This is a genomic window from Pseudomonas sp. Pse1 (assembly GCF_024519635.1).
Lineage (GTDB): Bacteria > Pseudomonadota > Gammaproteobacteria > Pseudomonadales > Pseudomonadaceae > Aquipseudomonas.
On sequence record NZ_JALJRO010000003.1, the window covers coordinates 418,764 to 431,385 of the forward strand.

Annotated in this window: 10 protein-coding genes and 1 pseudogene; 2 read left to right on the forward strand and 9 right to left on the reverse strand. The window is 60.7% G+C overall.

Annotated elements, in window-relative coordinates; all coding sequences use genetic code 11:
- Positions 1-5: 5 nt before the first annotated feature.
- On the reverse strand, positions 6-1,433 hold the full coding sequence (gene arcD / locus NR126_RS07025; protein ID WP_027619847.1) for an arginine-ornithine antiporter: 1,428 nt from the start codon (positions 1,431-1,433) through the stop codon (positions 6-8).
- A gap of 431 nt (positions 1,434-1,864) precedes the next feature.
- Between arcD (NR126_RS07025) and arcD (NR126_RS07030) the strand changes: the two genes are divergently transcribed.
- Both arcD (NR126_RS07030) and NR126_RS07035 read left to right on the forward strand, forming a co-directional pair.
- Positions 1,865-3,292: an arginine-ornithine antiporter gene (gene arcD / locus NR126_RS07030; RefSeq protein ID WP_027619848.1), complete on the forward strand. Its 1,428-nt coding sequence runs from the start codon at positions 1,865-1,867 to the stop codon at positions 3,290-3,292.
- Entirely contained in the window at positions 3,289-4,158 is an 870-nt protein-coding gene (locus NR126_RS07035) for a DNA-3-methyladenine glycosylase (RefSeq protein ID WP_105753868.1), read from the forward strand. The genes arcD (NR126_RS07030) and NR126_RS07035 overlap by 4 nt, the downstream gene beginning before the upstream one ends.
- Before the next feature lie 9 nt (positions 4,159-4,167).
- Here NR126_RS07035 and NR126_RS28960 read toward each other — a convergent pair whose 3' ends face one another.
- The 8 genes and pseudogenes from NR126_RS28960 to NR126_RS07070 all read right to left on the reverse strand — a co-directional run bounded on the left by NR126_RS28960 (position 4,168) and on the right by NR126_RS07070 (position 12,609).
- On the reverse strand, positions 4,168-4,923 hold the full coding sequence (locus NR126_RS28960) for a methyl-accepting chemotaxis protein (protein ID WP_372825977.1): 756 nt from the start codon (positions 4,921-4,923) through the stop codon (positions 4,168-4,170).
- 150 nt (positions 4,924-5,073) lie between these two features.
- Positions 5,074-6,372 (reverse strand): annotated as a pseudogene (locus NR126_RS28965) (chemotaxis protein); the annotation flags it as partial.
- Positions 6,373-6,482: 110 nt separating this feature from the next.
- On the reverse strand, positions 6,483-6,878 hold the full coding sequence (locus NR126_RS07045) for a YbaN family protein (protein WP_027619851.1): 396 nt from the start codon (positions 6,876-6,878) through the stop codon (positions 6,483-6,485).
- An 87-nt stretch (positions 6,879-6,965) separates the two neighbouring features.
- A complete protein-coding gene (locus NR126_RS07050) occupies positions 6,966-7,574 on the reverse strand; it encodes a biliverdin-producing heme oxygenase (protein ID WP_027619852.1) in 609 nt (202 codons plus the stop codon).
- A 178-nt stretch (positions 7,575-7,752) separates the two neighbouring features.
- Complete coding sequence (locus tag NR126_RS07055; protein WP_027619853.1) at positions 7,753-10,338, reverse strand: TonB-dependent receptor; 2,586 nt, start codon at positions 10,336-10,338, stop codon at positions 7,753-7,755.
- A gap of 120 nt (positions 10,339-10,458) precedes the next feature.
- Entirely contained in the window at positions 10,459-11,430 is a 972-nt protein-coding gene (locus NR126_RS07060; RefSeq protein WP_256829942.1) for a FecR domain-containing protein, read from the reverse strand.
- Between the two features lie 117 nt (positions 11,431-11,547).
- Positions 11,548-12,066: an RNA polymerase sigma factor gene (locus NR126_RS07065; protein ID WP_027619855.1), complete on the reverse strand. Its 519-nt coding sequence runs from the start codon at positions 12,064-12,066 to the stop codon at positions 11,548-11,550.
- A gap of 78 nt (positions 12,067-12,144) precedes the next feature.
- Positions 12,145-12,609 (reverse strand): methylglyoxal synthase, encoded by a 465-nt coding sequence (locus NR126_RS07070; RefSeq protein WP_027619856.1) that lies wholly within the window; start codon positions 12,607-12,609, stop codon positions 12,145-12,147.
- Positions 12,610-12,622: the final 13 nt, after the last annotated feature.

The window sequence follows — 12,622 nt, forward strand, 5'->3', positions numbered from 1 at the left end:
GGGTATTACAGAGTCAGGAAGCCGTCATAGAGCCCATAGGCCGCAAACAGGGCGCCTATGACTACTACAGCAAAAATCAGCTTCTCGACGTTGGTGAAGACAGGTTTGCCCAACTCGCGCTTGGCCTTGGCGAACAGAATCACGCCAGGGGCATACAGCAGGGCGGACAGCAGCAGGTATTTCAGGCCGCCGGCGTAGATCAGCCAGACCGCGTAGATCAGGGCAATCGCGCCGATGAACAGGTCTTTCTTGCGTTCGGCGATGGCGTTCTCGTAAGACTCACCGCGCACTGCCAGGAGCAGGGCGTAGGCCGCCGACCACAGGTAAGGCACCAGGATCATCGAGGTGGCGAGGTAGATCAGCGACAGGTAAGTACTGGCCGAGAACAGAGTGATGACGAGGAAAATCTGCACCATCGCGTTGGTCAGCCACAGGGCATTGACCGGTACGTGGTTGGCGTTTTCCTTGCGCAGGAACTCCGGCATGGTGTGGTCCTTGGCGGCGGCGAACATGATTTCCGCACACAGCAGCACCCACGACAGCAAGGCACCCAGCAGCGAGATGATCAGACCGACGCTGATCAGCACCGCGCCCCAGTGGCCCACCACGTGCTCAAGCACGGCTGCCATGGAAGGGTTCTGCAGTTTGGCCAGTTCCGGTTGAGTCATGATGCCCAGCGACAGCACGTTCACCAGCACCAGGAACAGCAGCACAGTGATGAAGCCGATTACGGTGGCCTTACCCACGTCCGAGCGTTTTTCGGCACGGGACGAGAAGATGCTCGCCCCCTCGATACCGATGAACACCCACACGGTGACCAGCATCATGTTGCGCACCTGATCCATCACGCTGCCCAGATCAGGGTTCTTGATGCCCCAGATGTCAGCAGTGAAGATGTCCAGTTTGAAGGCGAACAAGGCGATCAGGACAAACAGCAGCAGCGGCACAACTTTGGCGACCGTGGTCACCAGGTTAATGAACGCGGCTTCCTTGATCCCGCGCAGGACCAGGAAATGCACGGCCCACAGCAGCACCGAGGCGCCGATGATGGCGGCGACGGTATTGCCCTCACCGAAAATCGGGAAGAAGTAACCCAGGGTGCTGAACAGCAAGACGAAGTAGCCGACGTTGCCCAGCCAGGCACTGATCCAATAGCCCCAGGCCGAAGAGAAACCCATGTAATCGCCGAAACCGGCCTTGGCGTAAGCGTACACCCCGCCGTCGAGATCCGGTTTACGGTTGGCCAGGGTCTGGAACACAAAAGCCAGGGTCAACATACCCACGGCGGTGATTGCCCAACCAATTAAAACTGCACCCACATCGGCACTTGCCGCCATGTTTTGGGGCAGGGAGAAGATCCCGCCACCAATCATCGAGCCGACCACCAGCGCGACTAAGGCACCTAGTCGTAGTTTTCCGGGAGCTTCTGACATTGTATGACTCCGTTGCAGGAGAAGAGAGGCTTCAGAATAAATCTGCTTGCGCTTAGAACACCTGATCTAGATCAGTCCATTGATACATTCCATTGCTTGTCATAGACGAATTAAAGCTTCGGTAACGGCCAAGAGTGCCTATTCTAGAGGCGTGTAGGATGTTGAGCAGGAATGGATCCTATTGCTCAAGGATTAGAAATTAGTTGGTTTTCAGGAATGTGCAAATTTTTACGGCAATTTCAGGCGATGATTGAACTTTTTCAAAGTCGCCGGAAAATGACCTCCGTCTTCTGTTGTTTTAGACGAGAAAATTCTAAAAAATGGTTTATTTTTAGCGTTACCTGATAAACGAAATGCCAAACTTGATATTTACTGAAGAGCACACTGTTATGCTCTTTTTCTATGACAATCAGTTGACGTGAGAGGTAACGATGTCGCAACCGGCGCAAAAGCTGAGACTTAACGCATTGATCGCGCTGGTCGTCGGCTCGATGATCGGCGGGGGGATTTTCTCCTTGCCGCAGAACATGGCCGCCCGTGCCGACGCCGGCGCCGTACTGATCGGCTGGGGCATCACCGCGGTAGGCATGCTGACCCTGGCCTTTGTGTTCCAGACCCTGGCCAACCGCAAGCCCGAACTGGACTCCGGGGTCTATGCCTATGCCAAGGCCGGTTTCGGCGATTACATGGGCTTTTCCTCGGCCTGGGGCTACTGGATCAGCGCCTGGCTGGGAAACGTCGGCTACTTCGTCCTGCTGTTCAGCACCCTCGGTTACTTCTTCCCGGTCTTCGGCCAAGGCAACACGCCAATTGCCATTGCCTGCGCCTCTGCTCTGCTGTGGGGCGTGCATTTCCTGGTGATGCGCGGGATCAAGGAAGCCGCGTTCATCAATCAGCTGACCACCGTGGCGAAGATCGTGCCGCTGGTGATGTTCATCGTGATCGCCGCCGTGGCGTTCAAAGCCGACATCTTCACCCGTGATATCTGGGGCCGCAGCAATCCGAATTTCGGCAGCGTGATGGATCAGGTGCGCAACATGATGCTGGTCACGGTGTTCGTGTTCATCGGCATCGAAGGCGCCAGCGTCTATTCCGCCCGTGCCGAAAAGCGCTCGGATGTGGGCCGGGCGACGGTCATCGGTTTTATCGGGGTACTGGCGCTGCTGGTGCTGGTCAACGTGTTGTCCCTGGGGATCATGAGCCAGCCGGAGCTCGCCGAGTTGCAGAACCCTTCGCTGGCGGCGGTGCTGGAGCACATTGTCGGACCGTGGGGCGCATTGCTGATCAGTATCGGCCTGGCGATTTCGCTGCTGGGTGCGTTGCTGTCGTGGGCGCTGCTGTGCGCCGAAATTCTCTTTGCCACGGCGCGAGACAAGACCATGCCGGCGTTCCTGAAAAAGGAGAACGCCAATCATGTACCGGTCAATGCCCTGTGGCTGACCAACGTAATGATCCAGATTTTCCTGCTAATCACCCTGTTTTCCGCCGGTACCTACACCAGTCTGATCTACCTCGCGTCCTCGATGATTTTGGTGCCGTACCTGTGGTCGGCGGCCTATGCAGTGCTGTTGAGCGGACGCGGTGAAACCTACGAGAACGCCTCCGCCGAGCGCCGCAAGGACCTGCTGATCGGTGGTATCGCCCTGGTCTATGCGGTGTGGTTGCTGTATGCCGGCGGGGTTAAATACCTGCTTTTGTCGGCGCTGCTGTATGCGCCGGGGGTGATCCTGTTTGCCAAGGCCAAGCATGAGCAGGGGCAGCCGCTGTTCACCCACATCGAAAAAGGCATTTTTGCCGGCGTGGTACTGGGCGCACTGGTGGCGGCCTATGGGCTGTACGACGGTTTCCTCAGCTTGTGAAACTACGGCTCGACTATCAGCCACCCTATGACTGGCCGGCGATGCTCGGCTTTTTCGCAACGCGAGCAATCAGCGGGCTGGAGACGGTCAACGACGGTGTGTACTCGCGCAACTTCAGCCTGCACGGCGAGCACGGCAGATTCTCGGTCAGTGCGGGCGCGGGTGACTGGCTGGAGTTGACCCTGTTTGAGGTAACACCCGCGCTCGTGCCTGAAGTCGTCGCCCGGGTGCGGCGGATGTTTGACCTGGACGTCGATCTGCTGCCGATCCATCGGCACCTGGCGGCGGATCCGCTGTTGGCGCCGTTAATTGCTGCGCGCCCGGGAGTGAAGGTGCCCGGCGCCTGGGACGGTCTTGAGTTGGCGATACGCGCGGTACTGGGACAACAGATCACAGTGGTTGCGGCAATCAAACTGGCGGGCAAATTGGTTGAACGCTATGGCGCTCGGGTGGCATCACCTGCGCCCGGTTTGAGCCACCTGTTTCCCGAGGCTGCGGTATTGGCACACGCCGACCTGGCAACCCTCGGCATGCCCCGTAGCCGCGGCCGAACCTTGTCAGGGGTGGCGCAGGCGCTGCTGGATAATCCACAGATTTTTGAGCCTGGCCCCAACTTGCGTACCAGCGTCACACCATTGCTGGCGCTGTGGGGCGTGGGCGAGTGGACGGCGCAGTACATAGCGCTGAGGCAGATGCGCCACGCGGATGCGCTTCCGGTGGCGGATGTCGGGCTACTCAACGCACTGACCGCCCTCGAGGAGCGGCCTGTGACGGCAGTCGAGTTACTCGCCCGCGCCGAGCCCTGGCGCCCCTACCGGGGCTATGGGGCGCAACTGCTCTGGACTTTCTTGAGTCGCGCCGATTGATACCGTGGCTTAAACCCGGAACTGATCCATCAATTTCATCTGCTGGGTCGCCAGTGAATTGAGCTGACTGCTGATCTGCGCCGACTCGGTGGCCTGCTCGGTGAGGGTTTCGGTGACGGTGCGGATCGCCGAGACGTTGCGATTGACCTCTTCGGCCACCGCGCTCTGCTGTTCGGCGGCGCTGGCGATCTGCAGGTTCATGTCGCTGATCACCGTGACCGCTTCGCTGATCTTGCCCAGGGCCTGTACCGCCTGCTGGATCTGCCCGGCGTTGCTGTGGGCCTGGGTCTGGCTCGAGTGCATGGTGGCGACCACGCCACGGGTGCCGGTTTGAATCCGCTCGATCACCAGACGAATCTCTTCCACCGAATCCTGGGTGCGCTTGGCCAAGTTGCGCACCTCATCGGCTACCACCGCAAAGCCACGACCGCTTTCTCCGGCGCGTGCGGCTTCGATGGCGGCGTTCAGGGCCAGCAGGTTGGTCTGCTCGGCAATGCTGCGGATTACTTCCAGCACCGAGCCGATCTGCTCGCTGTTGACGGCCAGGGCTTCGACCTCGGTGACCGCCTTGCTGACTTCTTCGGCAAGTTGGCTGATGTCGCGGGTGCTGCGCTCGATGATCGCCATGCCATCGCGGGCCGACTGATCGGCGCCCTTGGCGGCGCTGGCGGCATTCGAGGCACTGTTGGCGACGTCGTGGGCGGTGGCGCTCATCTCGTTGGACGCAGTGGCGACCTGGTCGATCTCGCGGAACTGCACCTGCATGCCTTCGCTGGTCTGGCGGGCAATGGCCGAAGACTGGTCAGCGGTGCCGCGGGCATCGCTGATGCTCTGTTTGATCTGGGAGATGGTCGGTTGCAACTTGTCGAGGAAGCGGTTGAACCAGCTCACCAGTTCGCCCAACTCATCTTGCTTGGTGTAGTTCAGGCGCTGGGTCAGGTCACCGTCACCGCTGGCAATCGCCTTGAGCATGTTTGCCACGCTGTTGATCGGCCGGGTCACGCCCGAGGCCGTAAGCCACATCAGCAGCAGACCAAGGACGCCGGCGCCAATAGCCACCAGCAGAGTCTTGAGGGTGCCGCTGTTCCGCGCGTCGTCCAGCACTGTCTGGAGTTTCGCCGAGTCGGCCAGCAGAACCTGTTGCGGAAGGTCGATGACCACGGCCCAGGCCTTGGTCTCGGGCACCGGGTTGACCGGGTACACGGCGCGGATCAGTTCACCTTGTTTCAACACTTTCGGCGTGCCGCCAGTGAGCAGTTGCAGCACGTCCTTGCCGTCGCTGCCGAGGGTGTCGACGATGTTCTTGCCCAACTGGCTGGCGTCAGTGCTGTAACCGGCCAGTACGCCGCTGCCGGAGACGATCAGCATGTGCCCGGCACCGTCGAACAACTCGCGTTGGGAGCTCAGTGCGGCGGCTTGCAGGGCATCCAGGGAGATATCGATACCCACCACGCCAATGGCCTTGCCATTGACCAGCAGTGGCACCGCGATGCTGGTCATCAGCATATCTTTGCCGCCGACGGTATCGGCGTAGGGATCCAGCAGGCAGGTACGCTTGCTGTCGCGTGGGCAGGTGTACCAGCTGTTGTACGGCGTGCCGCTGAGGTTGAGGGTGGTCTTGGTCATGTCCTCTTCAGTCATGATGGTGTTTTCTGCGCTGCCGGCGGCGCGGCTCCAGTAGCTGGCGAAACGTCCAACTTCGTTGGAGCGACGGGCGACGTCATTGACGAACTCGCTGTCCTTGCCATCCAGGCCGTTGGGTTCGTAGGCCAGCCAGATACCCAGTACCCGGGGGTTGCGTTCGAAGGCGGTTTTCAGGCTCTGGTTCAACTCTTCACGCAACACGCCGGCCTCGAGTGAGCGTTTGGCGGCCATGGTACGCAGGTCGGCAACCTGGTCGGCGAGGGCGGTGACCACCAGCAGGCTTTCACCAAAAGTCTTCTGCACCCGCACCGCCTGCTCGGCGGCTTTGGCCTGCAGCAAGTTCTCGACGCTGGCGGTGAGCATGCGCGTGCTGGAACTGCTGACCAACTCGTCGTTCTGGTTGGTCTGGTAGATGTTCATCCCGACAATCAGCCCGACCACGCCCAAGAGGCACAGTCCAGACAACAGCACGATTTTCAGGCGGATGGAAAGAGAGTCGAACATGGGGCGATCTCGCGAATGGGTGTCGGATTGGCGGTGGGTCTTGAGCGACCGGTTCGCCAAATCCATTCAGCGCCATGTGCGAGACATCGGCTTATAAAGGCAGGGCATGAGGGGCAACCGATGAACGGTTGATGAGTTGTCCTTAATACCTGCAAGTTTGGCAGGATCGCAACGGTTCAGGATGGGCTGGGAACCGATTCCGGTCGCGACCAGATCCACGCATTACCCAGGCTCATCCCGGCGATCGCCATGTAAATGGGCCAGCCGTGGTCGAGCATTACCAGCATCAAGCCCGCGCACAGCAACATGCTGGCGGTAGCGCTGACCTTGGCCCTGCGGGCAATGATTCGGCCATTGCGCCAGTTGCTCAGGATCGGGCCAAACAGCCGGTGGTTTTCCAGCCAGGCACTCAGGCGCGGCGAGCTTTTGGTTGCGGCCCAGGCGGCCAGCAGGATGAACTCGGTGGTGGGCAACCCGGGAATGACGATCGCGACGAGGCCGATTGCCAGGCTGACGTAAGCCAGGAGAGCAAAAAGAATGCGGGCAAGTTTGGAGGTGGCGAGGCGAGGCATGGGCGTTGACTGACTGCGCTTGATCGGAAGGGGAGAGCTTGCCAGGTTGTTGCCGGAGCGGGCGAACCCGCTCCAACAGAAGGGGCCTCAAGCCAACTCAGGCGCGCTGGCGTAAGCCTGTTCCAGCAGCACGGTGAAGCGGTTGAAGGCATCGATGGCGCCTTTCTCCACCGCTGCTTCTTCTTCAGCGCTGAAGGTCAGGCCGTCGAGGGTCTTGATAAAGCTTTTCCAGCCTTCGGCGCGACCACCGGCCGGCTCACCGAGGTGACGGGCACCGAAAGTTTCGCTCAGGCCCAGGCCCACGGCGCGCTTGATCAAGAACGCGGCACCGAGTTTCGAACCTTCGGAAACGAAGATCCAGCCCAGGGCTTCGGCTTTGCTCGGGTTGCTCACGGCACCGGCGACCGGCGCCGGCACTTCGGTGTCGAGGTCGGCCAGGTCAGCCTTGGCGGCCTCGGCACGGCAGCGCTCGGCGAGGTCGGGGACAATGGCGATCAGTTCCGCATCGTTGTACAGCGCGACCAGTTCCGACTGGAACAGGTACTGGGCCACCACGAAACGGGCGAAGTTGGCCTGGGTTTCAAAGGGCGCATGGGCCTTGACCAGCGCGTCGAGCTTGGCATGCGGCTCGTTGGTGATCTGATTCAGGCGTTGCGAACGCAGGCTCGGGCGTTGGGTAGAGTCGGCAGCGGTCATGAAGAAGTCCTTGAGAGAAAGAGGCGCTTGGTAACTAGACGAACCAAGTGGGGCAGTAGAGTAAAAATTGATTGGGATGTGCCTGCCCAGGGCATGCGGCGCTGCAAATCCGTGTAGGAGCGAGCCTGCTCGCTCCTACAGGGGAGGGGGGGCAAAGTTGGGCCCCCCCACCGTGCAATCAGATATCCCAGATCAGGTTGATCGCAAAGTTGCGGCCTGGCTCCGTCAGGCGGTCGAGGTTGGCCGGGCTGAGTACCGCGGCTTCACCCACGCTGTCGTAGCCGCGCACGTTGTCCCACTGCCAGTATTTCTTGTCGCCCAGGTTGTAGATCCCGGCGTTGAGGGTGACGTCGTCGGTGACTTTGTAGAAACCGGAGAGGTCGAGTACGCCGTAGCCTGGGGTCTTGAACTGGCCGCTGGTGCCGTCCGGCGAATAGAAGTTGCTGTCGTCCACCAGGTTTTTCTTCTGCACCAGGGTCCAGCTGAGCAAGCCACCGTAGCGGTCCTGGTCATAGCCCAGGCCGAACACGCCGGTCATCGGGTTGACTGCGTTGATTGGCTCACCAGTGTCGTTGTTTTCACCGTGGGCGTAGGCAATCGCGCCCTGGGTGTACAGGCCCTGTGGCGCGCCGAAGGTATCGAGGTTCAAGCGACCCTTGACCTCAAAGCCCTTGATGGTGGCGTGCTTGATGTTGTTGCTCTGGAACGTCAGCTCGTTGTAGCCAGGGGTGACGGCGTCTTCGTTGATGAAATCGCGGTACTTGTTATAGAACACCGCCACATCGAAGTTGCCCGACTCGAAGTTACCGCGCAGGCCGGTCTCGTAGCTCTTGCTCTTTTCCGGCTCGAGGTCCGGATTCGGCTCGACGCTGTAACCAGGGTTAGTGTTTTCGAAGCGTCCGTACAACGCCTTGGCCGTCGGGGTGCGGAAGCCTTCGGCGTACTTGCCGTACCATTTGTAGTTGTCGTTGAAGGCGTAGGTCAGGCCGAAGTTGGGCGAGACGCGGTGCCAGTTCTTGTTCTCGTCACTGACAGTCCCCAGGCCATCAGGGGAGACGGTGTTGAGGAATTCCTGGGTGATGTGCGGCTTGAGTTCGGTGTAGTCGTAGCGCAGGCCCGGCATGAAGGTCCACTGGTTCCAGGCGATCGAATCCTGCACGAACAAGGCATAGGTGTTGATGGTCGGGTCCGGGAAGTCGCTGGATTTTTTCAGCACGTCGGACGGGCTGATTGCACCGATGGCGGTGCAGCCGCGACCCACAGCCAGGCAAGTACCGCTGCCGCTGCGCGAACCGGTGACCTTTTCCTGCTTGATGCTGGTGCCGTAGGTCAGCAGGTGCTCGGTTTCACCGATGACAAACGACTTGTCCAGTTGCGCGTCGAACACCCACTGCTTTTCTTCGTACAGGGTTTCCCGCGAGCGCATCACGTTGCGGGTGAACGGGAAGTAGTTTTCCAGGGTGCTCTGGTCGGTCTTGGCGATCTGGTGGTTGAGGCTCCACTTGACGTTGTCGGCCAGCAGCGAGTCGAGGGCGAAGGTGTGCTGCAGGCCGAAACGCTCACGGCTGATGGTGTCGTTACCGGTGCGCGAGCGGTACATGCCCAGCGGTTGGCCACCGTTGAACGGGCCGCCGACCGCGCTTTTCTGATTGCTGTCGTTGTCGTCCTTGTACTTCTCGTAGGTCAGGCCCAGGCGCGCGTCGTCGGCGTAGTCCCAGCCAGCCTTGGCCAGTACGTTGGTGGTGCGCACGTCTTCCGGGTTGGCGGCGGTGCGATCCAGGCCAGTGCCGTTGTAGTGATCGTAGGATTCGGTCTCGTGACCGTCGCGCTGGCTGAAGTGCAGCAAACCGTCGAACTGCTCGACGCGGCCGGCGACGGTGGCGGATTTCAGCCAGCTGTCATCGGCCGAGCTGTAGCCGGTTTTCAGGCGGGCACCGACGTCCTGGCCGGGCTTGATGATGTCATCCGGGTCGAGAGTGAAGTAGCTCACCGCACCGCCGATGGCGCTGCTGCCGTAAAGGGCCGAAGCCGGGCCGCGGAGAATTTCTACGCGCTTGATGATTTCCGGGTCGACGTAGTTGCGTTGGGTCTTGGCGTACGGACCGTTGAAGAAGCCGTTGGGGATTTCCACGCCGTCGACCTGGGTCAGAATCCGGTCGCCGTCAATCCCGCGGATGTTGTAGCCGCTGATGCCTCCGCGTGTACCGGTGCCACCGACCGAAACGCCCGGTTCATAGCGCACCAGGTCCTTGATGCTGTTGACGTTGTTGCGATCGAGCTCTTCGCGGGTCTGTGCGCTGACCGTGGCCGGCACGCTGTCGATGCTCTGTTCCTGACGCGTGGCGCTGATGGTCATTTGCTGCAGGGCCAGGGTACCGCCGGCCGCGCGTTTTTCCAGGACGATGTTGTTCGCGCCCAATTTGCGATAGCTCAGGTTGGTCCCCACCAACAGGCGATCCAGGGCTTTTTCCGGGCTCAGTGCGCCATGTACACCCGGCGAGGCCACGCCTTCGCCGAGTTCCGCCGGCAAGCCGACCTGCCAGCCGGTGACGGCGGTGAAGGCATTGAGGGCCGACACCAGCGGCTGCTGGGCAATCGCGAAGCGGTAGTCGCCCATGTTGCGGCTTGGCGGCTGGGCCTGGGTCGCGGCCAGCACAGGTGCGGCCTGCACGCCGGCCATCAGGATGGCAGCAGTCAGCAGGGACAGCGTGCAATGGTGCACGCGAGAAGGTGAAGAGGACCGGCGGGTAAGGCGAGGGGACATCGATAGCGCTCCGTGTCGCACGAATCTTATAGGTGCAGATTGGCATCAATGATGCGAATCAATTGCATTGGCTATAACGAGACGTACGGGGAATAGCTATCGAGTAAAAATAATTCTCATTCAGTTCAAAATCACCAGCGCCGGGTACTCCTGGAGCTTGGCCGAGGTGATGTGTGCCAGTGAGCGCACCACGTCCAGTGGCTGGTCGAGACGGTAATTGCCGGTCACCGACACGTTGGCCAACTGTTCGTTGTTGTTGATGATCCAGCCCGGATAGTAGCGGCGCAATTCGGCCAGGACCTGGCTCAGCGGGCAGTTCTCGAACACCAGGCGACCCTGGATCCAGGCCAGGTCGATGGCCGGATCAAGACGGGCCGGTTGATCGAATCCGTTAGGGCCGATGCGGATGCTTTCACCGGCGCTCAAGCGGATACGCGCATCGCTGTGGGCGCTGCGCAAATCGACGTCGCCGCGTTGCACTCGGACCTGGGCGATGCCGTCGAGATAGCGTACGGCAAACGAGGTATCACGCACGCTGGCGGTGACCGGCCCGGCATCGATCTCCAGCGGCAGGCCGCGCTCGGCGGCCACTTCGAAAAAGGCTTCGCCCTGATACAGCCGGGCCACGCGCTTTTGCTCGTTGATGGTGCTGGAGAAGGCCGAGTTGGTGTTGAGCAGGACTTTTGAACCATCTTCGAGTTGCAGGCGCTGGCGTTCGCCAACCACGGTCAGGTGATCGGCCTGCAGGCGCATCGGCAGATTGCTGAAACTGAACAGGCCGAGAATCAGCACGGCGGCGGTGGCCAGGGGCTTCCAATGCGGGCGCAGGCGACCCAGCACGCTGACCTTGGGTTTGCGGCTGCCCAGGGTCTGTGCGCACTGCGCGACTTGTGGTCCATCCCAGATGGCTTGGGCCTTGGCGAAAGCTTCGCCGTTGCGCGGATCGGCGGTCAGCCAGGCCTGAAAGTCGCGGCTTTGTTCGGCGCTCGGACATTCCAGCACGATCAGCCAGTCCAGCGCCTGGTCCATCGCGCTGCTGCTGGCTGAATCCCGCGCCGAAGGAGGCGGGTCGGAGTTGGGGATGTCCGTCACGGGTGTTCCTCGACCACGTCTGCGCGCGGCTGGCTTCTGATAAAAGTGATGCAGGTTGCGCCTAGGGTAACAAAGCCCGGGCTCTGATGCAGTCGCGCAAATAGTTGTCGGACGGGATCAATCGGCGTTGAGGCGATCAGCCACCCCAACACAAATCGCCATGATCAACTTCAAGTCTTTTTGCACAGTGCTCAGGGACACATCGAGTTTGTCGGCGATCTCCAGATAGCTATGGCCGTGCAGGCGATTGAGGATGAAAATCTGCTGCTGGCGCGGGGTCAGTTGATTCAGGCTGATGTTCAAGCGTTCGAGCATCTGTTCGGCATGGGCGGCATCCTCGGCGCTGCTCAGCGGCGCTGCGACGCTTTGCACGACGTCCAGCGGCACGTCCTCGAGCAGGGTGCGCGACTGGATTCGTCGGGCGCGCAGGTGGTCCAGCGCGAGGTTGCGCGCGGTCTGGAAAACAAAGGGTTCGAGATGGTCGATCGGCCGTTCGCTCAAGGCCCGAGTCACGCGCAGGTAGGTCTCCTGCAACAGGTCCTCGGCGGTGCTGTGGTTATTGACCATCCGCTCCAAAGTGCGCAGCAGCGACACGCGCTGAGCGAGGAAGACGTGATTGAACTGCGCTTGACTCACGGTGGGACCTGCTCCATTTCAAGTGAATGATAATGCTTATCATCTGTATGAAAGGTCAAGCGCAAGTTTCTGTCGGAATTATCGGCGGCCTTGCAAATAGGCCGGATAGTCGGGGATCCGGTGGCTGTGTGGCTGGTCGATCAACGGGCTGCTGATCAGGTAGTCGGCGCTGCATTCATTGCAGGCCACGGGAATGTTCCACACCGCCGCGACCCGCAGCAGCGCCTTGATGTCCGGGTCGTGTGGCTGGGGTTCGAAGGGATCCCAGAAAAATATCAGCAGGTCGACGCGCTGCTCGGCGATTTGCGCGCCCAACTGCTGGTCGCCGCCCAGCGGGCCGCTGATCATGCTTTCAACGGGCAGGTCCAAGCGTTTGCTCAGCAGCATGCCGGTGGTGCCGGTGGCGACCAGATCGTGCTGGCTGAGGCGGTGTTTCTGTCGTTCGGTCCAATCGAGCAGGAAGGCCTTGCAGTGGTCGTGGGCGACCAGGGCAATGCGCTTGCGTGCGGGGATGGTTTTTTCGGTGAAGGTGATGCCGATCATGGGGGGATTCCGC

Bases quoted from the DNA above. Each gene is read 5' to 3' on its own strand.
- NR126_RS07070 (WP_027619856.1), bottom strand. From the start codon at position 12,609: ATGATCGGCATCACCTTCACCGAAAAAACCATCCCCGCACGCAAGCGC.
- arcD (WP_027619847.1), bottom strand. From the start codon at position 1,433: ATGTCAGAAGCTCCCGGAAAACTACGACTAGGTGCCTTAGTCGCGCTG.
- NR126_RS28960 (WP_372825977.1), bottom strand. From the start codon at position 4,923: ATGCAGGTGCAGTTCCGCGAGATCGACCAGGTCGCCACTGCGTCCAAC.
- arcD (WP_027619848.1), top strand. From the start codon at position 1,865: ATGTCGCAACCGGCGCAAAAGCTGAGACTTAACGCATTGATCGCGCTG.
- NR126_RS07055 (WP_027619853.1), bottom strand. From the start codon at position 10,338: ATGTCCCCTCGCCTTACCCGCCGGTCCTCTTCACCTTCTCGCGTGCAC.
- NR126_RS07045 (WP_027619851.1), bottom strand. From the start codon at position 6,878: ATGCCTCGCCTCGCCACCTCCAAACTTGCCCGCATTCTTTTTGCTCTC.
- NR126_RS07050 (WP_027619852.1), bottom strand. From the start codon at position 7,574: ATGACCGCTGCCGACTCTACCCAACGCCCGAGCCTGCGTTCGCAACGC.